This is a genomic window from Bacillus sp. FSL H7-0578, assembly GCF_038630855.1.
In the GTDB taxonomy this organism is placed as follows: Bacteria; Bacillota; Bacilli; order Bacillales; family Bacillaceae; genus Bacillus; species Bacillus safensis.
Genome location: NZ_CP152045.1, coordinates 597,705 through 622,869, shown reverse-complemented (window position 1 = coordinate 622,869; position 25,165 = coordinate 597,705). Strand labels below are relative to the sequence as shown.

Annotated in this window: 21 protein-coding genes, 1 pseudogene and 1 other annotated feature; of the genes and pseudogenes, 10 read left to right on the top strand and 12 right to left on the bottom strand. The window is 39.3% G+C overall.

Going from position 1 to position 25,165, the window contains the following annotated elements; genetic code table 11:
• Positions 1-42: 42 nt before the first annotated feature.
• Positions 43-939, bottom strand: a complete 897-nt coding sequence (locus MHB41_RS03120; protein WP_340899241.1) for a LysR family transcriptional regulator — start codon at positions 937-939, stop codon at positions 43-45.
• A 100-nt stretch (positions 940-1,039) separates the two neighbouring features.
• Here MHB41_RS03120 and MHB41_RS03115 point away from each other — a divergent pair, with 100 nt between their 5' ends.
• Positions 1,040-2,227 (top strand): MFS transporter, encoded by a 1,188-nt coding sequence (locus MHB41_RS03115; protein ID WP_340899244.1) that lies wholly within the window; start codon positions 1,040-1,042, stop codon positions 2,225-2,227.
• An 18-nt stretch (positions 2,228-2,245) separates the two neighbouring features.
• On the opposite strand, the gene MHB41_RS03110 is transcribed toward MHB41_RS03115, so the two are convergent.
• Both MHB41_RS03110 and MHB41_RS03105 read right to left on the bottom strand, forming a co-directional pair.
• The gene (locus MHB41_RS03110; protein ID WP_327827367.1) at positions 2,246-3,694 is read right to left on the bottom strand and encodes a DUF4179 domain-containing protein; all 1,449 of its coding nucleotides are present in this window, start codon (positions 3,692-3,694) and stop codon (positions 2,246-2,248) included.
• Positions 3,663-4,208 (bottom strand): sigma-70 family RNA polymerase sigma factor, encoded by a 546-nt coding sequence (locus MHB41_RS03105; protein ID WP_327827368.1) that lies wholly within the window; start codon positions 4,206-4,208, stop codon positions 3,663-3,665. Before MHB41_RS03105 ends, MHB41_RS03110 begins: the two co-directional genes overlap by 32 nt.
• Positions 4,209-4,387: 179 nt before the next feature.
• On the opposite strand from MHB41_RS03105, the gene MHB41_RS03100 reads away from it, so the two are divergent.
• A complete protein-coding gene (locus tag MHB41_RS03100) occupies positions 4,388-4,573 on the top strand; it encodes a hypothetical protein (protein ID WP_046314157.1) in 186 nt (61 codons plus the stop codon).
• Positions 4,574-4,577: 4 nt separating this feature from the next.
• Entirely contained in the window at positions 4,578-5,138 is a 561-nt protein-coding gene (locus MHB41_RS03095; RefSeq protein WP_327827370.1) for a GNAT family protein, read from the top strand.
• A 340-nt stretch (positions 5,139-5,478) separates the two neighbouring features.
• On the opposite strand, the gene MHB41_RS03090 is transcribed toward MHB41_RS03095, so the two are convergent.
• Together MHB41_RS03090 and MHB41_RS03085 are read right to left on the bottom strand one after the other, a co-directional pair.
• Complete coding sequence (locus tag MHB41_RS03090; protein ID WP_342502605.1) at positions 5,479-6,660, bottom strand: hypothetical protein; 1,182 nt, start codon at positions 6,658-6,660, stop codon at positions 5,479-5,481.
• A gap of 324 nt (positions 6,661-6,984) precedes the next feature.
• A pseudogene (locus tag MHB41_RS03085) lies at positions 6,985-7,294 on the bottom strand (GMP synthase (glutamine-hydrolyzing)); the annotation flags it as partial.
• Positions 7,295-7,398: 104 nt separating this feature from the next.
• Between MHB41_RS03085 and MHB41_RS03080 the strand changes: the two are divergent.
• The 4 genes from MHB41_RS03080 (at position 7,399) to MHB41_RS03065 (ending at position 12,097) form a co-directional block, all read left to right on the top strand.
• Positions 7,399-8,286 (top strand): AraC family transcriptional regulator, encoded by an 888-nt coding sequence (locus MHB41_RS03080; protein ID WP_335350870.1) that lies wholly within the window; start codon positions 7,399-7,401, stop codon positions 8,284-8,286.
• 219 nt (positions 8,287-8,505) lie between these two features.
• Positions 8,506-8,771, top strand: a binding site (T-box leader).
• A 57-nt stretch (positions 8,772-8,828) separates the two neighbouring features.
• Positions 8,829-10,490 (top strand): 2-isopropylmalate synthase, encoded by a 1,662-nt coding sequence (locus tag MHB41_RS03075; protein ID WP_335350871.1) that lies wholly within the window; start codon positions 8,829-8,831, stop codon positions 10,488-10,490.
• A complete protein-coding gene (locus tag MHB41_RS03070) occupies positions 10,491-11,549 on the top strand; it encodes an AraC family transcriptional regulator (protein WP_098676699.1) in 1,059 nt (352 codons plus the stop codon).
• A 38-nt stretch (positions 11,550-11,587) separates the two neighbouring features.
• On the top strand, positions 11,588-12,097 hold the full coding sequence (locus MHB41_RS03065) for a YbaK/EbsC family protein (protein WP_065215072.1): 510 nt from the start codon (positions 11,588-11,590) through the stop codon (positions 12,095-12,097).
• Positions 12,098-12,152: 55 nt separating this feature from the next.
• On the opposite strand, the gene guaA is transcribed toward MHB41_RS03065, so the two are convergent.
• From guaA to MHB41_RS03040, 5 genes are all read right to left on the bottom strand, one after another.
• Positions 12,153-13,694 carry a glutamine-hydrolyzing GMP synthase gene (gene guaA, locus MHB41_RS03060; RefSeq protein WP_024424487.1) on the bottom strand — a complete coding sequence of 514 codons (1,542 nt, stop codon included), beginning with the start codon at positions 13,692-13,694 and terminating at the stop codon, positions 12,153-12,155.
• Between the two features lie 186 nt (positions 13,695-13,880).
• Complete coding sequence (locus MHB41_RS03055; RefSeq protein ID WP_340899258.1) at positions 13,881-16,082, bottom strand: transglutaminase domain-containing protein; 2,202 nt, start codon at positions 16,080-16,082, stop codon at positions 13,881-13,883.
• Between the two features lie 9 nt (positions 16,083-16,091).
• Positions 16,092-17,177 carry a DUF58 domain-containing protein gene (locus MHB41_RS03050; protein WP_335350874.1) on the bottom strand — a complete coding sequence of 362 codons (1,086 nt, stop codon included), beginning with the start codon at positions 17,175-17,177 and terminating at the stop codon, positions 16,092-16,094.
• Between the two features lie 101 nt (positions 17,178-17,278).
• Positions 17,279-18,241, bottom strand: a complete 963-nt coding sequence (locus MHB41_RS03045; protein WP_268413426.1) for a MoxR family ATPase — start codon at positions 18,239-18,241, stop codon at positions 17,279-17,281.
• 102 nt (positions 18,242-18,343) lie between these two features.
• Positions 18,344-19,243, bottom strand: coding sequence for a cation diffusion facilitator family transporter (locus MHB41_RS03040; RefSeq protein ID WP_044335634.1), 900 nt, complete (start codon positions 19,241-19,243; stop codon positions 18,344-18,346).
• A gap of 482 nt (positions 19,244-19,725) precedes the next feature.
• On the opposite strand from MHB41_RS03040, the gene gabP reads away from it, so the two are divergent.
• From gabP to MHB41_RS03025, 3 genes are all read left to right on the top strand, one after another.
• On the top strand, positions 19,726-21,114 hold the full coding sequence (gabP, locus tag MHB41_RS03035; RefSeq protein ID WP_024424482.1) for a GABA permease: 1,389 nt from the start codon (positions 19,726-19,728) through the stop codon (positions 21,112-21,114).
• 97 nt (positions 21,115-21,211) lie between these two features.
• Complete coding sequence (locus MHB41_RS03030) at positions 21,212-22,744, top strand: multicopper oxidase family protein (protein WP_340899262.1); 1,533 nt, start codon at positions 21,212-21,214, stop codon at positions 22,742-22,744.
• Between the two features lie 273 nt (positions 22,745-23,017).
• Positions 23,018-23,389 (top strand): carboxymuconolactone decarboxylase family protein, encoded by a 372-nt coding sequence (locus MHB41_RS03025; protein ID WP_095407866.1) that lies wholly within the window; start codon positions 23,018-23,020, stop codon positions 23,387-23,389.
• A gap of 214 nt (positions 23,390-23,603) precedes the next feature.
• On the opposite strand, the gene MHB41_RS03020 is transcribed toward MHB41_RS03025, so the two are convergent.
• Together MHB41_RS03020 and MHB41_RS03015 are read right to left on the bottom strand one after the other, a co-directional pair.
• A complete protein-coding gene (locus MHB41_RS03020; RefSeq protein WP_041116021.1) occupies positions 23,604-24,653 on the bottom strand; it encodes a hypothetical protein in 1,050 nt (349 codons plus the stop codon).
• Positions 24,654-24,726: 73 nt separating this feature from the next.
• Positions 24,727-25,095: an RlpA-like double-psi beta-barrel domain-containing protein gene (locus MHB41_RS03015; protein ID WP_024424478.1), complete on the bottom strand. Its 369-nt coding sequence runs from the start codon at positions 25,093-25,095 to the stop codon at positions 24,727-24,729.
• Positions 25,096-25,165 lie beyond the last annotated feature (70 nt).

Below are 25,165 nucleotides of genomic sequence, written 5' to 3'. Positions count from 1 at the left end.
ATTCGTCTTATTACACGAATTTGGAAAATCATATCTAGTTCTTTATACACCCTTCCCCAAATCCTTCTCTTTTGCAAAAACCGTTTCAGCTACACGAAAAAACTCTTTCACTGCCGGAGAAGCTTGAGAGAGAGACGGACAGGCGAGCGCAACCTCACGATGATGAGAGATATTCAGCTGGCGAATATGCACAAGCTGCTGCGTTTTTAAAAATAACTCAGGGCCTATTGTGATACCAAGCCCTTCCCCGACCATACGGGCAATGGTCGTACAATCATGAACTTCAAATAAAACAGCTGGCTTCATTTGCGCCTCCGAAAAAATATCCTCTACATGTGATTGATACATGCCAATCGGCATAATAAATGGTTCACCCGCCAAATCTGTTATATCTACAATGGGCTGCTGTTCATATCGATGATTTGGGTGATAGGCGACGACCATCTCATCTTTCATAAGCGGCAGTAAATCAAAGGCTTCATCCGCATGGCCTTTCACAACAAATCCAACATCAATGATGCCCGAATCCAGCCACTCCAATATTTCTTCATACGTTCCCTCATAGAATTTAAATTCGATTTTTGGATGTTTTTTCTGATAGCTTACAAGCAGCTTAGGCAATAAACAAGCAGAGGCACTGGCAAATGTGCCGATACGAATCATACCTGTTTCAATATTTTTCGTTAGCGCAATTTCTTGCTGGATTTTCTCCACTCTATTTAACACTTCTCTAATATGCGGGAGAAGGGTCTGACCAATGTCCGTCAGCATAATGCCCTTTTTTCGGTCACGAATGAATAAAGACACGCCCCACTCTGACTCTACATTCGCCACTGCATGACTGACAGCTGACTGCGTCATATTTAATGCTTCAGCTGCTGCTGTAAAACTGCCAAGCTCCACAACTTTTGCGATAATATCAAAGCGAACAAAGCTCATGAGTATTTACTCATCTCCTTCATGAAAAACATCAATTTTACTTATGTTAGCACGGAATTTAAACTAAAGACAACGTATCAACATGAAGGAAGGGTTCAAAATGAAAAACACATCTCATCAGCTATTGATTATTCTTTTAGCTGTCGGTTCATTTGTCACAGGCACGTCAGAATTCGTTGTGTCTGGCATTCTAGATATCATTGCTGTTGATTTACACATTTCTATTCCTGCTGCCGGACAGCTCATCACCGTCTATTCTCTTTTTTATGCAGTAGGCGCTCTCTTTTTAGTCATGGCAACGTCGAAGCTGAACCGAAAAAAGGTTTTGTTATCAGCTATTTTTGTGTTTATTTTAGGCAATATGCTCGCCTTTTTCAGCCATCATTTTGTGCTGCTCCTGCTATCTCGCGTCATCATGGCCATGAGCGGCGGCTTATATATTGTCGTTGCCACGAATTATGCAGCGCAGATCGCCCCGCCAGAAAAAAAGGGAAGTGCAATGGCGACCGTCATCACTGGCTTCACCGTTTCACTCGTACTTGGTGTACCGATTGGAACATTTCTATCAGGTCATGTGGATTGGCACTATATTTTTCTCATCATTGCACTAGGTACTGCTTGTCTCTTCTTGCTTCTTTATCAATTGCTGCCACGCATAGAGGGACATTCACATCTGCCATTAAAGCAGCAATTACACATTCTTCAAGACCCCAGGGTGATCAGCGGCTTAGCCACAACCGTCTTTTGGATCTTAGGCTACACGATGGTCTTTGCTTATATCTCTCCTTTATTGCGACAGACCGCCGGCTTTTCACTTGAAATGACAAGCATGGCCTTGCTCTTCTTAGGCATTTCTGCTTTTATTGGCTCACGCTTTGGCGGCTTTGCCGTCGATCAATGGGGACCAAACCGAACCATCACGATCAGCATCATGATCCAGATGTTCGCTCTCTTTGCCTTATTCTTTACGCAATTCTCTACAATTAGCGTCTTGATCACACTTGCCATTTGGGGCATCGCCACATGGACAACAACACCAGCGAAGCAATACTATCTGATCTCCCTTAAACCCCAAGCATCAGAAACCGTGCTGAGCTTTAATACAGCGATTATGAACATCGGCATGATGCTCGGATCGTCAATGGGCGGCGTGATTATACAGTATACAAATGTCACGAATTTAAGTTGGATTGGTGGATTAGCTAGTTTTGTGGCGTTGATATTGATCAGGTATTCGTTCAATCGTCATCGACTGGTGGAACAACAGACAAAAAGCGAACATGTATAACCATGTTCGCTTTCTTATTTATCGACTAGCTTTTGAAGTTTCTTTTTTGACTGGAATGGTTACCGTTATTTCTTTTTGCGGTGCCAACAGATTCAAATCTGACAAATTAAGATAAAGCCCATAATCCTTAAATGAAAAATGGTTTAATGATAAAGTCTCTAACTCCTTATTATCAAATTCAAAGGTGGATTGCATCGAAGCTGACTTCAAATTGGTTACCTTCGCATTGTTCCCCTTCAAGTAATATCCGTTTTCATAGTCTGCTTGTGGATCGGGCCATGATTTCATCTTTTCAACATCGCCTAATCCAATGAATTCACCTATATTCTCCATCACATCCTGATCTAATTCTTTTCGATCTACTCCAGTAAATTGATAATCAACAATCACAGAACGGTCTTTTTGCTTTATCTTATTGATTTTGATTCCGATGCCATGGTGTTTTGTTTTGAACTGAACAGGCAGCTTTGTCTTGAGAGGAATGATGTGGCTGTATTCTCGTTCGATATCCACAGATGTGTCAAATGTCAATTCGGTCGCCTTTGGATTGATCGGCTGATTCAAAATCGTCAAATGTTCTTTTCTATTTTTATCAGAAGTCAGTTGTTTTTTCCTTAAAACAGTTCCAATCTCAAGCTCATACTCATTTCCTAAATTATCTTTCATCCCATGTATACTAACTTTATCATCTTTGGCAAAACCATTGTAATCAATGGCATATTGAATAGCAGAGCCATTCACTCCATTTTCTACCTTTACATTTCTTATTTGATAACGTCCATTTAAAATAAACACGTCTTTTTGTCCCGCTAGTAAGGTGGTTTTTTGCTTGACCACAGGTAATTCAAAACGCCAATTCCCTACAATATCTCCAATTTTTGAAATGACGAGTGGGGCTTTTTGACCTTGCTTAATTGTCTGTCCATTTGTATAGACTTCCATTTGTCCAACATATCGGCCATCCTTTAATTTTTTCAATTCCTGATTGTCGTAACTCGGTCGGAAATTTTCATTTATATGATCTAAGTTGCTGACGATGAATGGTACAGAATCTTCCTTTGTATTCAAATGATCGACAGTAAACGTATAAACAAGACGCCCGGCATCATAGTATACACTGTTTACTTTCACAGTAATTCCTCTTGATTCAGCCCCCTCATTGACATGTTTCACCAAATCACTCTGAAAAAGAGCCATTCCTACTTTATCGTGAAACATCATATAAAATTGCCCAATAATCGGGACACGTGCCATCGCTGTATTAAGAGAAGGAAAAAGGAAACCTGATGAAAAGTAAAGGACGATGAGAACAATGGCAGAGTATATTGGCGTTCTCCAGTTCCAATTGAACCAATGTCTTTTCTGTTCCGCTTTCACATCCCCAATGGCTTGGCGAATCGCAGAGGTCACTTCAACTGTTGGTACATCAATCTCATCATAAAGCTTTTTCATTTCTTTTCGTTCCATCGACACTCTCCTCCTTCTCCAATGTTTGCTTTAATAACTTTCTTGCTCGATACAAATGAGTTTTAACCGTTCCTTCAGGCACACCCATCTGCTCAGAAATCATCGAAATTGAATAATCTTGAAAATAAAATAGCTGAATCACGAGCTGATATTGCTCATCTAACACTTCAAGTGCATGTTTTAAATCGAGCTTGTCTTCTAAAAAATCATGTCGCTCAACGCTCTCATGATGCTGTTCAAACGGAACAACATCTTGCTGTTTTTTCTTCATCGCAAAAATTGTATGAATCAAAATTCTCGTCAGCCAGCTAGAAAAATAAGCCGGTTCTTTCAAACCAGATAGATGCTTAAACGCTTTAAATACCGTCTCTTGAACAGCATCTAACGAATCCTCTTTATTTCTTGTGTAGAGAAAAGCCGTTTTATATAAACGCTCCTGATACATCAGCATTAATTTCTCAAATGCCGGGACATTCCCTTTTTGTGCTTTTTTAATTAGACGCACTTGCTTCATCTCATCCACACCTCCTACACCTGTTAGAGCAAGCTTTCTCTCAAACGGTTTCAACAAATGGAAATTTCTTTTACTTAGCATATGTCGGATAAAAATAGAGAAAGTGAAGAACGAGCCGCAAAGATTTTGTCGAACATTTGATATAATGGAAGAAATATGTACAAAAAGGAGTAAGTCTATTGTTTCTATTTGAAGAACCCGCGTGTGCTAGCTGTCAGAAAAAGATAGAAGGAAACGAAGAAGTGTACGTCAAGCTGATCTATCCAAAGAGAAAAGGAATGACAGAGGTGAAGGCTTGGCTGAGGAATGAAGGGGTTTTTTATTGTAAGGCATGTACAGAACAAAAGACATCTCATGGAGGATAACCAAATGAACAAAATCAACTTTCCACAAACATTTCCAACAATACATACCGAAAGACTAATCTTAAAACAAGCGACGACCGAAGACGCTGAGGATATGCATATCTATTTATCCAATGAAACCGTGTGCTGCTACATGGGAATCGATGCTCATGAAACGATTGAAGACACACAAGGAGAAATCAAGTGGTATCACGACATCTTCAAAGAACAAACAGGGATCCGCTGGGGCATTTCTCTAAAAGACAATCCAGCCATCATCGGCAGCTGCGGATTTCTCAATTTAGAAAAACAGCACCTCCGCACCGAAATTGGCTATGAATTACACCACGATCATTGGAGAAAAGGCATCATGAGCGAGGCGATTGCTGCGGTGCTACGATATGGATTTCAGGAAATGAATCTGAATCGGATTGAAGCGATTATTGATCCAGAAAATACATCTTCCGTTCAATTATTGGAGAAATTTGATTTTGTAAGAGAGGGTTTATTGCGGGAGTATGATCTTGGTCAGAATGGGTTTGATGATGTGTTTATGTATTCGATTTTGAAGAGGGATTTCAAATAAACTGAATGATATTTAAACAGAAGCGTTAAAGTGAACGATTTAAAATTGCACAATTACCCAGTAAGAAACCTCTAGTCAAATTAATGACTAGAAATTTCTTTGCATGGTAACCTTTCTAATTTACTTACAATTCCAGCAATATTCAACACCCTTTCTATAATTATTGTATCAGTAATAGTAAAAATTTTTGGACAAAATGCAGATCCACACTTAAGTAATCAATAATTTTAAATTCTTTGATAGAATTTAATAGTTTACACTATTTCACTTACTTTTCTTTTCTAGGTACAAAATTCAAATAAAAATAGCCTATTCTTTAATCTGTTTTAGTTGCAATAATTCATATTCCAAAAAATAACTTTTGTCCATTTTCAATTTCACTGATTAATTTAGATTTTTCATTTTTAAAATCTATTTTAGTGACATTATTTTTACGTTTACTTGTTTCGCTTTCAATTTTATTTAATAAAAATTCATCGTTACAAATATCTTTTATACCTACCTCTCGAATTGCAAGCGGTCTTCCATCATTAATTACAAAAATCTTTATTTGATTTATTTTAGATAACTCATTAAAAGCATCATCTCTTGAACTGAAATATGATAAAAATATCTCTTCCTTATTACTATTATCTATAAAAAAAGATTGTTCTATTAATCTTACATGGTAAATATCCCAAACTGTATTTAAAATGCGCTCAACAGTTTTTTTAGAGTACCCTTTTATTTTCTGAAAAGTTTTTTCAATAGATTTATCAGATTCTAAATAAAAATTGATAAGTACAGTCTCCAATTCTAAATAAACATTCAATACATCTAATGAATACTGCAATATAACTTCTAGTTTATTTTTGATTTTCTTATCTTGTTTCACCAAAAATGCTTTAAGTAACAAGCAACATAATGCGGTGTATTTAACATCTTGCTGATTTCTGCACTCAAGTAAACTATAATAGATTTCTTTAGCCCAGCTATAGTCAGCTTCAGATAACAAAAACATATCTGGTTCGTTTATATCAAACTTTATATTTGAAAATTTAACGTATGAAAGAATAATTTCGCTCCAAATATTCTTATCAACACCACTTATATTGGACATTGAGCGTTCCATTAATGCAGTAGTAATATTATAATTGAATTGATTATTTTTAAAAAAATTTAGATAATCGAGAAATTCCTTCTTCTGAATTTTTAGTCTATAATCATTTAATAACCTGTTTAAATACGTCAAAATATTCAAATCAAAATGTACAACTTTACCAACTTTTAATTCTCGGTAATCCTCTCCAATATATTTACTATCAAGAATCCACATTTTTGTATAGTCAGTAGGACCAAATATTTTATATCCGTTAATTTCCCTATTTTTAAAACTTTCATTAATATTTGAATATTTTTCATCGAATAAAAATATTTTTATATTATCTGATTTACTAAAAAATTTTTCGAATATGATATTCTTTTCAATTGTATTATCTGCTTTAATTATGAGATCAATAATAATTTTAAGTTGTTCATTCATTGTATTCCCTCACACCTGATTTTCTTTCAATATCCCTCAACCTACATTTATCTAATTAAATATTTTTTGCAGTTCTGCTGAAACTGTAATTAAATCATTATCACGGATATTTTTTTAACATCGTTTGAAGTATGTATTCCTTTGAATATAAATTGATTATTCTTACTAGGTAGATTTATTTCAATTCATTTTATATTGGGAATAATTACTATAATTAATTGTATCAAATGAAAGCAATGCCTGCTACTATTAAGACTCATAATTTTGTTTATAAGTTGGTGAAACTGACTTAGAGGGCTTCTCCATGAGAATAACTAAAAAAATTTATTTCACAGCATTTGATTCACGATACGAATTGAGTTTTCTAAGCACATTCCAAAAAAATTCTAGGCCAATCACTCGTCTTGCCATTAATCAAAGTGATAGCACCGATACCAATTGTTTAGTCGTATATTCTAGCGTCATCCATGGCATCTTTGTTGCGGATGTCTGGGAGAACCTTAAAATATTGTCAGATGTCTCACTCAAAGCCCAAGATGGCAATTTCTTCGAGTAGAATTAAATCTTATTCTCGGATGATTTCTAGATTTTCTTCAGAAACTCCACCCAGTACACGGATACCCAGTCCTGAACCTAGGACTAAAAGGTCCATTCTAAAATTGCAACACAGCACAAAAAGTCAAGTTTCCTAAAGATCATTTCCGCTATACTAAACTCGTAAGGCAAGGAGGTGCTCGGTTGTCCTATCAAGAACATGAGAAAACGATTCAAGAAACATTAAATTATATTGAACAGCATCTGAAAGATGATTTACCGCTTCAAACTCTAGCGAAACACGCTGGTTATTCTAGGTTTCACTTTCACCGTATATTCAAAAAAGTGATTAAGAAGTCAGTTGTTGATTATATACGGGAACGTCGAATGACCCAAGCGGCGAAGGATTTAATTCATACGAACCAAAGGGCGATCGATATCGCATTGCAGTATCGATTTAGTTCACAGGAATCCTTCACTAGAGCCTTTAAGAAGATATATGATATGTCACCCGCACGTTATCGGAGATTACTAAGGAATGTCATTGATAAGGAGGAAACAAATATGGCTGAAAATAAGAACACACCTACTGGCTGGATTATGACGGGAGAAACACCATCTGATTATGAAACAGGTCTGGATGACAGAATTGTACACAGTGGTACTACCTCAGCTTACCTGAAATCCAAGGATGAAAAAGCACGAGGATTCGCGACCTTGATGCAGCAAATTAAGTCTGATCGTTACCGTGGAGAACGCCTTCAATTTTCTGCTTTTGTCAAAAGCGAAGAGGTGAAAGGTTCAGCTGGTTTATGGATGAGGATTGACCATTCTTCAGGTGAAGTTCTTGCGTTTGACAACATGATGAACCGCCCCATTACAGGAACAAACGGCTGGAATCATTTTAGTGTAGTATTGGATGTTCCAGTCAAAAGTGAAGTCATTGCGTTTGGCATATTACTACATGGTCAAGGTCACATTTGGATGGACGAACTTAGTTTTAAAATTGTAGATGAAAGCGTGCCAGTGACAGAACAAAATACTGTGGATCATCTAGAGGATGAACCAGTGAATTTAAATTTTGAAGGCTAGCAGACTGAATTTAAGAGGAGGTTCATTGCCATGAAAAAAATTGGTGCGATTTTATTGTTCGCTATGAATTCACTCACCTTTATTTGTGGCCTTGGAATTTTATTTGGTGAAGAGGATTAAAGATAAGCACCCATAGAACAAAAAAAATCAATTAAAAAAGATATCCCTATCACTATCTCTTTTTTATAGACTTGGTATAATAGAAAAAATCAGAAAAATGAGAATGCGATGATAAGGAATAGTACTTGCCGAAATGTTTTCAGAAAGTTGCTGGTTGATGAGAAGCAATAACAAAAAGGCAGGGAACTCACCTTAGAGTAGCCTTAGTGAAATGAAAAGTATCAATGTAGTTAAGGACGGCCCCCCCCACCGTTATATGGGAAGGATACAGATCAAACAATCTGTATCCGAATAAGGGCATGATAATGTATGGTTATCATGAAACAGGGGTGGTACCGCGTAAGAAGAAGTCTTTCGTCTCCAAGTTAAATCTTGGGGATGAAAGGCTTTTTTTATATTCTATTTTCTAGGAGGAATCGATGATGTTTAACCACAAAAAATACGAAAAGAAATACTTTTTGCCACCGAACCTTACGTATGATTGGGTGAAGAAAGAAACATTAGAAAGTGCTCCGATATGGTGCAGTGTGGACTTACGGGATGGAAATCAAGCATTACCTATTCCTATGAACTTAGAAGAAAAATTAGAAATGTTTCAGTTACTAGTAGAGATAGGTTTTAAAGAAATTGAAATCGCATTTCCAGCTGCTTCTGATACGGAGTTTAGGCTGTTACGGACACTGATTGATCATCATATGATTCCAGACGATGTCACGATTATGGTGATCACACAAGCGAGAGAGCATATTATCCGCCGAACCTTCGAAGCCATTAAGGGAGTACCGAAAGCGATTGTTCATTTATATAATTCGACTTCAGAAGCGCAGCGCAGACAAGTATTTAAGAAAACAAAAGATGAAATTAAACAAATTGCCATTGATGGAGCTATTTTAGTAAAAGAACTTGCCGAAAAAACAAATAGTAATATTTATTTTCAATATAGTCCTGAAAGCTTTCCAGGAACAGAAGTTGATTATGCGTTAGATATTTGTAATAGTGTTTTAGATATTTGGAAACCGACACCAAATCATAAAGCGATCATCAATATTCCGACCACAGTTGAATATTCAATGCCTCATATTTTTGCAAGTCAGATTGAGTATATACACAAAAATCTATCTTATCGAGACAGTGTGACATTATCTGTTCATCCTCATAATGACCGCGGCTCTGGGGTGAGTGATGCAGAATTTGGTGTTCTAGCTGGCGCAGAAAGAGTCGAAGGTACATTATTTGGTATCGGTGAACGTACAGGGAACGTAGACTTGATTACCTTGGCGATGAATATGTATTCACAAGGCTATGATCCAAAATTGAATTTCAATAACCTAGAAGCTATTCGTAAAAAATATGAAAAACTAACAAAAACCACTGTTCATGAGAGACAGCCATATTCTGGGGAGATGGTTTTCACCGCATTCTCCGGGTCACATCAAGATGCGATATCTAAAGGTATGAAATATAGAAAGGAAAATCATGTTGATAAATGGGACGTTCCGTATATTCCAGTAGATCCAGTTGACTTGGGGAGGAATTATCAAACGGATGTGATTCGAATCAACAGCCAGTCTGGAAAAGGCGGCATAGGCTATATACTAGAAACAAATTATGGCATTCAACTTCCTTATCAAATGAATGAAGCCATGGGATATGCAGCGAAGAAAGTATCTGATCAGACAAATAGGGATTTGTCTATCGAAGAAATATATCATGTTTTAAAAGAACAGTATGTTGATTTTCACCCTCATTTCAAGCTGCTTGATTATCAATTTCATAAAGGAGAGAAGCAGGAAGTTACCTTAACTTTGCTGAGAGATGATCAACAAATTAAAATACAAGGAACTGGCACTGGAAGTTTAGATGCAATCAGTAATGCGTTAAAAGCATATTTTCATCTCGAATATGTTTTAGAAGTCTATGAACAGAATTCTTTAGGCAAGGATTCCCAAGCACAAGCCTGTGCACAGATTGGAATTTCATATCAAGGAAAAATGCATTGGGGTGCTGGAATTGATAAAGATATTATAGAAGCAACAGTGAAAGCCCTGATGGTTGCAGTAAATAAACTAGAGGTTTGGATGTAGATGGAAAAAGATAAACTTGAAAAACATGAAGTGATGCAATATTTAAGAGAATATAACGAGCAAGAAATCTTTTATCTACAATACCAACAGAAAAAGCAGGACTATCAATCATTGCAATTATTTTTGAAGGATTATGATAAACACAATTTAATGCATAAGCAAATATATATAGAAGAATTTTTGCAAAATGGGCAGAACGAATTTGAAAAGGAAGATACCATGTGGTTAGGTCAGGAGAAAGATATCGAAGTGAGAAAGTATAGCCGTTTTATGCCTCAATTGTCGGCTATCCATGATTTCTTTGAGATGATCTATGTTCTGGAAAATGAGATGTGTTTAGAAGTGGAAGATAAAAAAATGACTTTAAAATCAGGAGATATTGCCTTTATTCCACCTGACACCCTACACAAGCCAATTGTAATGGAGAATACAATCGCCATGCAAATCATGATCCGTAAGAGTACTTTTCAAAAAGTGTTTTTTAAAATGTTAAAAGGAAATAATGTCATTTCAGAGTTCTTTTTGAATGCATTGTATATAAAAGAAAATAAAAATATTCTTATTTTCCATAGTCACTTGGATAAACATTTGCTAGACTGCTCTCTTCAACTATTTACAGAAAATTATAATCGGTTTCCTAGTTACCAGTTGATTATGAATAATTTGTTTGAGATATTATTATGTCTTTTATTAAGGTTCAAACCAAGTCATATGAACGTAAATCAGGTCAAACAATATCGTGAAATACGTATTATTCAAATGCTCCAATATATTCAGCAATGTTGTGAGCATATAACAATCCAGGAGATGGCAGAGGAATTTAACCTTTCACAGTCTTACCTGTCAAAATATATATCTCGTAAGCTTGGCAAATCATTTCGTGAGATTCGACAAGAAATAAGATTGGAAAAAGCCTGCGAAATGCTCACTGGCAGCAATTCACAAGTAGATCATATTGCGGCAGCCGTTGGTTATCAAAATGTAGAGCATTTCATTCGTTTATTTAAGAAAAAGTATCACGTAACACCACATCAATATCGTTTAAATAATAAAGTCTAGCAAACATCAATCAATACAAATAAAAAGGAGAAATCATCATGTCAATCAAACAAGTAAAAGATTATTTTAAACAATATGATATGGATACTCGAATTCAAGAATTTTCAGTATCTAGTGCAACTGTAGACTTGGCTGCTTCTGCATTGGGCTGCGAACCTGAAAGAATCGCAAAAACACTCTCCTTTCTAGTAAATGGACAAGCTATTTTAATTGTGACCTCTGGCGATGCAAAAGTTGATAACAAAAAATTCAAGGAATATTTTAAAACAAAAGCTAAAATGCTTTCTCCTCATGAGGTCGTTGACTTGGTCGGTCATGAAATTGGCGGAGTATGTCCTTTTGCTATAAAGAATGGCGTTTCTGTTTATTTAGATATTTCACTCAAACGTTTTGAGACAGTCTATCCAGCCTGCGGGAGCAGTAACAGTGCTATTGAACTCACAATAAAACAATTAGAAAAACACTCCGGTTATTCACAATGGATTGATGTGTGTAAGGGATGGAATGATTCATTAACACATGAAGACGGAAGGGAAAAGTGCAGTTAATAATAAAAAAGAGCTAGAAACCCTTGATACACAAAGGTTTTTAGCTCTTTTACAATTATTCCCACTCAATCGTAGCAGGCGGCTTACTCGTAATATCATACACCACGCGGTTAATATGCTTCACTTCATTGACGATACGAGTTGAGATCTTTTCAAGCACGTCCCAAGGGATTCTTGCCCAGTCACTCGTCATACCATCAATAGAAGTAACAGCACGGATACCGATTGTGTAGTCGTATGTTCTTGCGTCACCCATGACACCTACGCTGCGGATGTCTGGGAGAACCGTGAAGTATTGCCAGATGTCGCGCTCAAGGCCGAAGTTGGCAATTTCTTCGCGTAGAATCGCATCAGATTCACGGACGATTTCTAGTTTTTCTTCAGAAATTTCACCTAGTACACGGATACCTAGTCCTGGACCTGGGAATGGCTGTCTCCAGACAATGTCATCAGGAATGCCAAGCTCTGAACCTAGGGCACGAACTTCATCCTTGAATAGCGTATTGAGTGGCTCAATCAATTCGAACTGCATGTCTTCTGGAAGACCGCCTACGTTGTGGTGAGATTTGATTGTTTGCGCCGTTGCTGTTCCGCTCTCAATGATGTCTGTGTAAAGTGTTCCTTGTGCTAAGTAGTCGATTCCTTTTAGCTTGTCCGCTTCATCATCGAATACATAAATGAATTCGTTACCGATGATTTTACGTTTTTGCTCAGGATCAGACACACCTTTTAGCTTGTTTAAGAAACGATCTTTCGCATCTACTTTAATCACGTTCATGTTGAAACCTTCGCTAAATGTTTTCATAACCCCTTCTGCTTCGCCTTTGCGAAGAAGACCGTGGTCAACGAAAATACATGTCAGCTGATCGCCGATGGCTTTGTGGATCAATACCGCCACAACAGATGAATCCACACCGCCGCTTAGTGCACACAATACTTGCTTGTCGCCTACTGTTTCACGGATTTTCTGCATTTCGATTTCAATGAAGTTCTCCATTGACCATTTGCCATCACAATCACACACGCCGAAGACAAAGTTTTTCAATAGGTCATTTCCGTACTCAGAGTGACGAACCTCTGGATGGAATTGAACGCCATAGAAATTCTTCTCAGCTAAGCTCATGGCTGAGTTTGGACAATGTGCACTTGTTGCATCGACTGTAAAGCCTTCTGGTACTTCAACAACGAGGTCACCATGGCTCATCCAAACGACTTGATCAGTTGGAAGGTCTTTGAATAAAGCAGGTGTTCCGTTAATATGGATATCTGCTTTTCCATATTCACGTTGGCTGGCCGCTTCTACTTTCCCGCCTAAATAGTGAGTCATGAGCTGCATGCCGTAGCAAATGCCTAGAACCGGAATGTCTAGATCAAAGATCTTTTCATCACAGCGGAAAGATCCTTCATCATAAACACTGTTTGGTCCACCAGAAAGGATGATTCCTTTAGGTGCCATTTCTTTAATTTCTTCAGCAGTTAAAGTGTGCGGATGAAGCTCACTGTACACACCAAATTCACGAATACGGCGTGTGATCAGCTGATTGTACTGACTGCCGAAATCGAGAACCAAAATCATTTCATTTACTAAATTTGTCATGGTGTCACCTCTATGTCCAATATAGTTTTTTATAAACGCACAGAAAAAATGAGAGGAGAAAACCTGCTCTCAGTGTGAATCACGCTTTTGAAGCGCCCAGACTCACATCCGAACGCTTCAATTTCATGTATTTTAGAAGGTTTTAATATTCACCTATTCTAACAACAGGAAGGTACGCGGTCAAGACTATCTCCTGTTTATTAAATTTTCCCATAACTTTGCCGATTGCTGCCAAAGCGCCGAGGCATCCTCTCGCCGGTAGAGCGCACGTTCATAAAACTGCGTCAGCTCTGACATATGATGATCTCCATTCTTCTCATCAATCAACGAAGCGAATTCTCTTAGCGTCATACCTGGCTTTTTCTCGATTCCTCTGCGCCCTAGCTGCTTTAATAGAGCTGCATACGCATAGAAGAATGCTTCATCCTCTGGCAGACGTTTCACCTTTCTTACAATAAAGAATGGCAGCCATCTTGTTCTAAATCGATAAAGCATCCAGCTGATGAATCCAAGCAGGACAATAGCTCCTGCCGCATAACCTATAACCCAACCAACATGCACCATATTTGGCTTTGCCTGCGCTGTTTGTTCCTTTGGTTGTGCCGGCTGCTCTGTCTCCTGCCGAGGCTGGTCTTGCTGCTTTTCTTCACTTGCATCAGAACTAGACTGATCTTTTTCTTCCTTTTGATCATCCGTTTGATCGCTTGAAACAGCTTCATTCGTAAATGTCTCTGGGTTTGTAAATCCTTTTGTCGGTTCAAAGGTGACCCAGCCTCTGTTTGGAAAATAAACCTCTACCCATGAATGCGCATTGTTATTGGTCACTTCATACACATTGTTTCCATCCATTTGTGTTTCATATAACTGGCCAGACGTATACCCTTTCACCCATCTCGCCGGAATTCCGATCGAACGAAGCATCACAATCATAGAGGTTGAAAAATTATCACAATAGCCGATCATCGTATCAAATAAAAATTGATCCACATAATCTTCATTACGACCAGGCACAGCGACATTCTGCGTTTCATATGAAAACTTCGCAGATCCTAAATAATCCTCGATTGCTTTGGCTTTATCATACATATTGTCCTTCGTTTCCGTTAAGCTGTTTGCCAAAGTTTTCACACGCTCTGGGAGTGAGGATGGAAGCTGCAAGTATTCACGGCCTACCTGCTGATTCACCTGCTTCTTTGTCGGTACTTTGATTCTCTGTAAATCCTCCAGGATAAATGTAGGGGATAAAAAGCTGACTTGATAGTTCCCTAAATTTTTAGGTGGGTTTTGCATAGACGGGACAATTTTCTCCGTTTTGCCCATGATTTGCAGCGGAATATTTTCCATTGGTGTCAGCGTAATCGTACCAATCGGATAGACGGCATGATTAAATCGATAGTTCGATTCCATATCGACTCTCGTTTCATGTACCTCTGTTTTCACTCGCTCAGTAAACCACCGATTCGGCACAGTGTCGTCCTTTAACCGAGTAGACTTCGTATCATTTGAAGCATCCTCCCAGCCCTTTCCTGTGTAAATACTTTTTGTTTCTACACGAAAGTAAGACGGCTCCTTTCCGCTCCATTTAAAGACAGGTGTGCGGTCCTCACTAAATGGTCCGCCAAGCGCCGAATCATCTGCACTATATCCCACTTTATTCTGCCCGGCTGTCCCATCTTGATTCGTCACTGCCTTAAAAAACGGGACAGGATCAGGCCATTTCGGATCAGACTTTGGCAAAGAAGCGCCGAGTGACGCTGATAGAAGGACAAGCACCAGCATGGGCAAAAACCACTTTAGGCGCGCTTTCTGTGACACCCGAACGCCCTCAGCCGAACGCAGTCGATCAAAATACAGCAATCCAAGCAAACAAAATCCAAATACCATAATACGAACGATCGCAAAGGTCGCATCATATGGCGTAAACGTATCAAGAATCGTGACATACACAATCGTCATCAGTAAAAAGAAAAAGATACGCTGCTGATAGACCACCCAATAATGAAGCAAATAGACAAGCAGCCACAGCAAAATATAAAACAACAATGTGCGGAAAGACGGATACATGTCACTCCACATGCCCATGCTCATTAACGTGATATTATCCTTGATATCAGCAAACAAAGCAGCCGGATAACCTGGCGCTGATTGATAAAAGATCAAATATAAGGCGAGAAAAATCAGTCCAGCACAAATAGGAAACGTCACATACCACTTCAGACGAAAGAACGTAAACAAACACGTAAGCCCGATAAAAATGATGAAATAAGACGTATGGCTCGTCTCTGTAAAATCCTGAAGTGGACGAAGCCACTCCCATAGTAGCAGAAAAGCTACAGCATAATAGATGAACAATTCAAAACGGCTTTGCCGCAGATGCGTATGCAGCATAAATGTTTGTCACCTCACAGTTCTTTCGTGCAGCCGGTCTTCAAATAAAAGGGTGGTGCGTATTCCAGAGGCCTTGAGCCGGTCTACAAGCTGTTTTTCTTTTGTCGTCAAATGGTCAACGGCTTTCTTCACTAAAAGCACGGTGATGTTCTTTCTGTTTCGATTTCCAAAAAGACTTGCCGCAAGCTCCTCCTGCAGCTGACCCGTGACGACATATTTTCCTGAGTGCTGGTACTCACTCGCTGCTAACGGTTTATATTCTAGTGCGCGGGAAGGCTGATGCTGCACCCTTGTTAAATAATAAAGCATGTTCTGTAAATGAAGTTCTCCTTGATCGACTCGAAAGGCATGCTGATCTCCTAGAGGGACAAGACCTGACGGCACGCCTTTTTTCACAGCCGTTTGAAGAACAGATGCTGTAATAGAGACGACTGTTTCAAAAACAGTTTGATCGGTAAAATCAGCAAACACGACAAGGTCCTTTGATTGATTCTGTTCAAATTCCTTCGTCATCAGCTGGCCTCTTCTGGCCGTCGTCTTCCAGTCCACCCAAGCAAAACGGTCTCCTTGCTGGTATTCCCTTACGCCTGTTGTCACATGGGTCGGTTCATTTAACCAAGAGTGAACCGCTTTGCTTCCATTTTCATTCACTGACTCAGCAGGCTCCACCGGGATATCCAGCACTTTGGGGTAGACAAGCAGCTTCTTCTCTAACGGAATGATGATTTCTTTCTCAACAAACCCAAACATATCACCCGTTTTGATTCTAACCGCTGTCAAATGATGCTCTCCCCGCATGACATCATTCAATTGATAGGAAAATCGCCAAGTTTTCCGAAACCAAGGAAAAAGCATTTGCTTCATTTCAATCTGTTCCTGTAAGTGAAAGGTATCTGGCGGAGCATCCTCTATCATGACGTAAACGTACGGAAATGGATGTGTCCGCTTGATTTCAAGGTCAACGGACAGCACATCCCCCGCCTTTAAGCTTGTTTGCTGTATTGTCCTCTTGGCTGTCGCGCGAAGCGGAATAAGTGCAAACAGCAATGCATACAAAGCATATGGTAAAAATGCATAAAAAAGGAACCAACTCACAAACCCTCCCTGAAACATGGCATAACAAAAGGCTGCCGCAGTGAGAATGATGAGCATCATCACCCTTAACCATAATGAAATTGCTACACGATGACGTGACTTCATTGAGTCATCGACTTTTGAACTGGCACGCCAATTTGCTCAAGCATTTGCCGCAGCAGTGTCTCCGCCTTCTTCCCTTCATATGTCGCTTCTGATGTCAAAATCATACGATGCGGTAATGTATAATTCGCCAAATACTGTACATCATCAGGAATCACATAATCGCGCTGATTCAAAAGTGCATACGCCTGTGCCGCTTTCATCAAGGCGATCGATCCCCTTGGACTCACACCTAGATAAACAGATGGGTGTTTACGCGTCGCTTGAGCAATTTCAACAATATATTCTTTAATGGATGCATCCACATGAATGGTCTGAACAGCCTGCTGCAACGCATGGATATGTTCCTTTGTCATGACAGCTTGAAGCGTATCAATCGGGGATTGCTTCTCCTGCAAGTTGAGAACCTCCAGCTCCTCGAGCATGGTCGGATATCCCATCTGCAGCTTGAATAAAAACCGGTCCATTTGCGCTTCTGGCAGCGGATAAGTTCCTTCATATTCCACTGGATTTTGTGTCGCCATGACAAAAAAAGGATCCGCAAGCGGCATCGTTTCTCCGTCCACTGTGACACTGCCTTCCTCCATCGCTTCAAGCAATGCTGATTGTGTTTTAGGAGAAGTCCGGTTGATCTCATCAGCTAAAATAATCTGCCCCATGATCGGTCCTTGCCTAAATTCAAATTCATTCGTCTTTTTATTGTAAATCGACACGCCTGTTACATCTGAAGGCAAAAGGTCAGGAGTGAATTGGATTCTCTTAAACTCACAGCCAATGGATTTTGCCAAAGCACGAACCATCATCGTCTTCCCTACACCAGGCACATCCTCTAGCAGCACATGCCCCTTCGCCAAAATCGCAACAAGGCTTAATATCGCAATGTCTTTTTTCCCAACCATGACTTTATTGATGTTATCTACGATTTTTTGTAAATCTGAATGCATCGGTTCATCAAATGCCATCCTGATCCTCCTATCACGTTTCTGTCAAATTTCATATAGTCTAACTTTACCATACAACGCGCATTTGCATATAACATCAGCACGTATAAAAAAGAAGCCTTCTCACGATGGGAAAGACTTCTTCTCTTCTTTTGACTTACTTGCTGGCTCCATATGAACATGAGAGTGTAAAATATCATGCTCCTGCTTCATTCTTCGTTCAATTTCATCTGCAATATCATGGCTTTCTGCTATGTTCAAGTTAGGCTCGACCTCAACCACTACATCCACATGGACTGTACTTCCAAGATAACGCGCTTTTATATCCTTTAAATCGCCTACTCCTGGTGTTGCTTCAATGGTCTCTTTATATTTAGACATATCTTTGATATGAAAACCGTCTGTTAACGAATGAGAGGCATCTCTGAAAATCTCCCACGCAGTTTTACAAATAATTAAGCCAATGACAAAGGCTGCTAGCGTATCAATCCATGCCAGCTGAAATTGAGAGGCCATAATTCCTACAAATGTTCCAATACTCACATACGCATCTGATTTATTATCAGCAGCTGCCGCATGGAGAGCCTGGCTATTAATTCGTTTGGACAGATTGCGGTTATAAATATACACACCGTACATCACAACAGCACTTCCTGCTGCTGTCCAAGCCGCGATCATATCCGGCGTTTGATGCTCAGATGAGAAGAGCGACTGGCCTGCACTCAGCAAAACTTGAAGTCCAACAAGCATCATGATAAAGGAAGCCACAAGAGACGCAATATTTTCCGCTCTAAAATGACCATACGGATGATCTTCATCAGGCGGCTTTTGAGAAATACGCAGCCCAATCAACACAGCAAGGGATGCAATAATATCCGTCGTGTTATTCAATCCATCTGCTGAAAGAGCCTCTGAATGAAACACATACCCAATAATGAGTTTGACCGCAGATAAGATCACATAGGCAATGATGCTGACCCAAGCACCTGTTTCACCTTGTCTTAATTCGTTATAGCGCTCCATGTTGAACCGCGCCTCCTCACACATCACTTTTCTATTATTTATCTTACAAAGCAAAGCCCGTGTGGGTCTACAGCAACATGATTCGCTTATGTCAGCAAAATAGGATAAATAGAAATGTGTTGACCTAAGTAAACTTATTTTTACAAGGTCAAATGACCTCAAGACCTACTCCCATCAACCTTTTTCCAATTCTCTTCGAAATGGACATATCGTCAAATCACTCTTCTCTGGTAAATTATCAGAATAATTTTATTTCGAGACACAACTTCCCTCCTTCCTTTTTTATGCTATTTTAAAAATAAACAGAGGGAAAAGAGGGAACATAATCTCTCAAATCCTTTCTACTTTTTAACATCGTGTTAAGAGGTTTGAAATGTCAGTTTGATAACCTGTCCAATGCTGAATGACAATTCAGTATGATAAAATTTAAAATATTCTAAAAACAAATTCTCTATTCATGAGAAATGTTTGGAGGTAAAGAAATGTCCAACATGACAAACGGTCTTCAAAAAAACCTTAAAACAAGACATATTTCGATGATCTCCATTGCTGGGGTCATTGGGGCAGGGCTATTTGTTGGTAGTGGCGCTGTCATTCATTCTGCAGGGCCTGGATCCATTCTTTCCTATTCTTTTGCCGGACTTCTGGTGATCTTTATTATGAGAATGCTTGGAGAAATGGCATGTGCCTATCCGACAAGCGGTTCTTTCTCACAATATGCGAGCGATGCCATCGGTCCATGGGCCGGGTTTACAATCGGCTGGCTTTACTGGTTCTTCTGGGTGATCGTCATCGCCATCGAAGCCATTGCCGGTGCTGCCATTATTCAATATTGGTATGGAGATGCACCTGTTTGGCTCACAAGTCTTATCCTCACAATCCTCTTAACATTAACAAATATCTTTTCTGTTAAATCTTTTGGCGAATTTGAATATTGGTTTTCATTAATTAAAGTCGTCAGCATCATTCTCTTTCTACTCATTGGTTTTGCATTTATCTTTGGTTTTGGCGGTCATCATACTTCAGGTCTTGCCAATCTAACAGGGAACGGCGGTTTTCTTCCAAATGGATTCAGCTCTGTGTTACTCGGAATCGTCGTCGTCATCTTTTCCTTCATGGGAACGGAGATTGTGGCCATAGCGGCCGGTGAATCAGCAGACCCAGTCAAATCTGTGACGACAGCCACCCGCTCTGTTGTATGGCGTATTATCGTATTCTATGTCGGATCAATTGCTGTCGTTGTCACCTTGCTTCCTTGGAATTCCGCAAGTATTTTAACAAGCCCGTTCGTTGCGGTATTAGAATACATTGGTGTTCCATCAGCCGCTCAAGTCATGAACGTCATTGTCTTAACAGCTGTTCTATCTTGTTTAAACTCCGGTTTGTACACAACGTCCAGAATGCTTTATTCATTAGCAGAAAGAGGCGAAGCGCCGAAACGCTTTATGAAAATCAGCAAACGTGGTGTTCCTGTAGCGGCTACAGTCGCAGGTACCTTCTTTTCCTACATTGCCGTCATGATGAACTACTTTTATCCTGAAACCATCTTTTTGTTCTTAGTCAACGCATCTGGTGCCATTGCCCTTCTTGTTTACTTGGTCATTGCCGTTTCACAATTAAGAATGCGACGCAAAATCGAAAAAGAAAATCCAGAACAGCTCAAAATCAAAATGTGGCTGTTCCCATACCTCACGTACTTTACCATTTTGGTCATTTGCGCCATCTTGGCATCGATGCTGTTTATCGAATCCATGCGGCCACAGCTCATTTTGACGAGCATCATTACCTTTGGCGTACTGGCTGCTTATTTCATCTTTAAACCGAATAAAAAAGTGCCTGCAAATGCGGCGCTTGAAAATAAACACCCGTAATTCTCCCGCTGAAAAGCGGGTTTTTTTATTTTATTCACCTATTTGGATGTCCGCACTTATACTGTATCAAATTGAATTTAAGTGAGGATTAGTCAACATGAACCTAGAAAAATTTGTTGACGAGCTTCCAATTCCAGAAGTCGCGGAGCCCGTCAAAAAGAACCCAAGACAAACGTATTATGAAATTGCTATGGAGGAGGTATTCTTAAAAGTTCATAGAGACCTGCCCCCAACCAAGCTATGGACCTATAATGGCAGCTTGCCTGGTCCAACCATTAAAGCCAATCGAAATGAAAAGGTCAAAGTGAAATGGATGAACAAATTGCCATTGAAACATTTTCTGCCTGTCGATCACACCATCCACTCCGGTCATCACGATGAACCAGAGGTGAAAACAGTCGTTCATCTGCATGGCGGCGTCACACCAGCAAGCAGTGACGGCTACCCAGAGGCCTGGTTTTCACGGGACTTTGAAGCAACCGGTCCTTTTTTTGAAAGAGAGACTTACGTCTATCCAAATCATCAGCAAGCCTGCACATTGTGGTATCACGATCATGCAATGGCACTGACACGACTAAATGTGTACGCCGGTTTAGCTGGGTTTTATTTGATCTCAGATCCATTTGAAAAGTCTTTAGAGCTTCCGAAAGATGACTATGACATTCCTTTAATGATTATGGACCGTACGTTTCAGGAGGATGGCTCACTGTTTTATCCTAGCAGACCAAACGACACGCCAGAGGACAGTGACATTCCAGACCCATCCATCGTGCCCTTTTTTTGTGGAGAAACGATCTTAGTCAATGGAAAAGTATGGCCATATTTAGAAGTAGAGCCGCGAAAATACCGTTTTCGTATATTAAATGCGTCCAATACTAGAACTTACGAGCTGCATCTAGATAACGACGCTACAATCCTGCAAATTGGTTCCGATGGGGGCTTTTTGCCAAGACCCGTTCGCCATCAATCCTTTAGCATCGCGCCTGCTGAACGTTTCGATGTCATCATCGACTTTTCAGCTTACGAAAACAAAACGATCACTCTCAAAAATACAGCCGGCTGCGGACAGGATGTGAATCCTGAAACAGATGCGAACATTATGCAATTCAAAGTCACACGTCCACTAAAAGGGAGAGTACCTAAAACCTTACGTCCGATTTTCAAACCGCTGCCACCGCTTCGGCCAAGTCGAGCTGATAGAGAGCGTACACTCACACTTACCGGCACGCAGGATAAATACGGCCGCCCTATCCTATTGCTCGATAACCAATTTTGGAATGACCCTGTCACAGAAAATCCTCGTCTTGGCAGTCTAGAGGTTTGGTCTATCGTCAATCCAACCAGAGGGACACACCCTATTCATTTGCATCTTGTTCAATTTAGGGTTTTAGACAGAAGGCCATTTGATACAGAAGTCTATCAATCGACAGGAGAAATCGTGTATACAGGACCAAACGAAGCGCCTCCTTTACATGAACAAGGCTACAAGGACACCATTCAGGCGCATGCAGGTGAAGTCATTCGGATCGTTGCTCGATTTGTTCCATACAGCGGCCGATATGTGTGGCATTGTCATATTTTAGAACATGAAGATTATGACATGATGAGGCCGATGGATATCATTCAGTAAAAATGAAACCACTCTTCCACTAAATGCGTAGAACTTATGAAACTGCTGATTACAAAGGGGCTAACGGACATCCATTCATTAGCCCTTTTATGATCCATTTCAAAATGGAAAAATAAATCGCATGAATCATTCCTTTGAAGAGCGTTCCATACTTAAAAAGTTGACGCAGCAAACCGATAATACTACTATATACCCATTACATCTATCAAAAGGCACATAAGCCATAATGAACGAACAAATGGAAAATTGCGATAAAAAACGGAGGAGTTCAATTTGAATGAAGAAAAAGAGACTTGCCAGGTCAAACAAGAAACAGCGGCAGGTAACAGAGAGAAGCTTTCAATCCATGAGAACGAGAGCATTCGGTCAAACATTGAACAACTAACCATTGAACTCAGTGAACAAAAAGAATTCAATCACTTCATATTAGATGAAAAACAAAAGGCCATCAGCACATTATCTTCCCTCATCACAAAAGGCAATTGTGATGAAGACTTAAAGACTCATTTTGAACAAGCATTACATATCGGACTTTCTGTTATAGAGATTATGGAGATTATTAAACACTGTACAAAGGTTGCTGGTTTCCCTCACTCCATTAATGCCCTGTTTATCTTTCAAAACTTATTAGATGAAAACAAATAAAACAGAGAAAACGAGATGTCAACAATCCTCTCGTTTTTTTATGTTCACTCATACTACTCTTTTTCTTTTCTTCTGTCACATAAGTAAAATATGAAAATAGCCCTCGTATCCCTGCTTAAAAACTGATTTTCCATCTATAAACCCACCATTTCTTCAGCATTTCAAGTGACAAAATAAAAAAACGTCCAGTTATATAAATAACTGAACGTTTCCTTTATCGATTGACAGTGAAATTGTTAACGATTCCGCCATCCTTCTCCCAAGCGGCTTCCACTGTTTTCTTCTTCATATTGTATTCAAAAATCGTTCTTACCTTCGCCTTTCGTCCGGTGTCATCCTTTAATTCTTTTGCGTTTTTTGCAACACCTAAGAAATAAACAGACGACCCGTCCGTAGAAAATTGCGGCTGTGCAGCACTTAAAATATGAACATCCTGGCTGTTTTTAACGAGTGTCGTCGTTTTTCCTGTTTCTACATCAAGCATCTTAATCGAGGATATTTCTTTTTCTTTACGAACCTTTACTTCTGTATAAATCAATTTCTTATGATCTGGAGAAAATGAAATATCATTGATCGTTTGTGAGATACGTGCAATGCGTTTCCCCTTCTCACCTGTTTGAAGGGTGATCTTCATGGTCGTTGGTTCAGGATCTCTTCCCTTTTCATTCGCTTCATCGGTTTTTTGATAATCTTCTTTTAAAGAATAATGCTGGATCGCCAAATCATTTGAAGTCGGATCATATGCAAAAGAACTCACCGTATCATCCTTGCTTTTTTCTGGATACAGCTCCTTCATTTTGTGTGTGTTCAAATCAAAAGACGCGACAAAAAATTGCTCTCCAGAATCCTTGTTATACCTTAGAAATAACTTCTTTCCGTCACCAGACAGCCTCATACTGTCGATAGAATCATCACTCGTAAACAGTGTTTTTTCTTCTTCAGATTTCACATTTAATTCCCGAATACTCACCTTTTGCGTGTCTTCATCCGTATACGTGTAATATAAAACTTGTTTCGTAGAATCATAAGCAATCGAAGGATATGCTGTCAGTTTCTCCGTATGAAGCGCCCGATCATGCAAGTAATAAGTATTGTTTAACTTTTGATCTGTAAATGAAACGAGCAATTCGTCTTTTGCATCTTGATTTGTTTTGACTTTTCCTGTATGTTTCGCTTCTTGTCCAGGCTTCATCATGAAGAAAATAACTGCCGCAATCACTGCGACGCCAATGACTGTGATGATCCACCATGTTGATTTTTTCATTGCCTTTCAGACCCTCTCTACAAGAAAAGAAGCCAGAAAATGAACTTTTCCCGCTTCTTTGCATGCCTATGTATTAATAAGTGTAATGCCCTTTTACGACACCTTTACTTGTTTTATACCCAAGTGCTTTGAATGCTTTTGGACTTACGTCTAGTACAGCATTTGGCATTCTGCCTACATCATATTTATATACTGTAATCACTTTATGTGGTTTCGCTTTTGTTGTCACTCTTAGTTTTGTACCTTTTTTCGGTACGTCAAAGCCCATTTTAGTTGCTGCATCCCAATGACCGAGTTTTTTTCCATCTGCGCCTTTTTTGCCGACACCATTATACCAAGTAATATTGCCGCTTACTTTTTTTGCACTTGCTCCATGTGAGAAACTGAATGCTAAAAATAAACTAGCTACTGTTACGATTGTCGTGATAAGCTTTTTATTCATTAAGAAATCCTCCGTTTTTGGTTTCTGCACTCATTATACATGAAGATGAACCCAGTTATTTTACAGATAC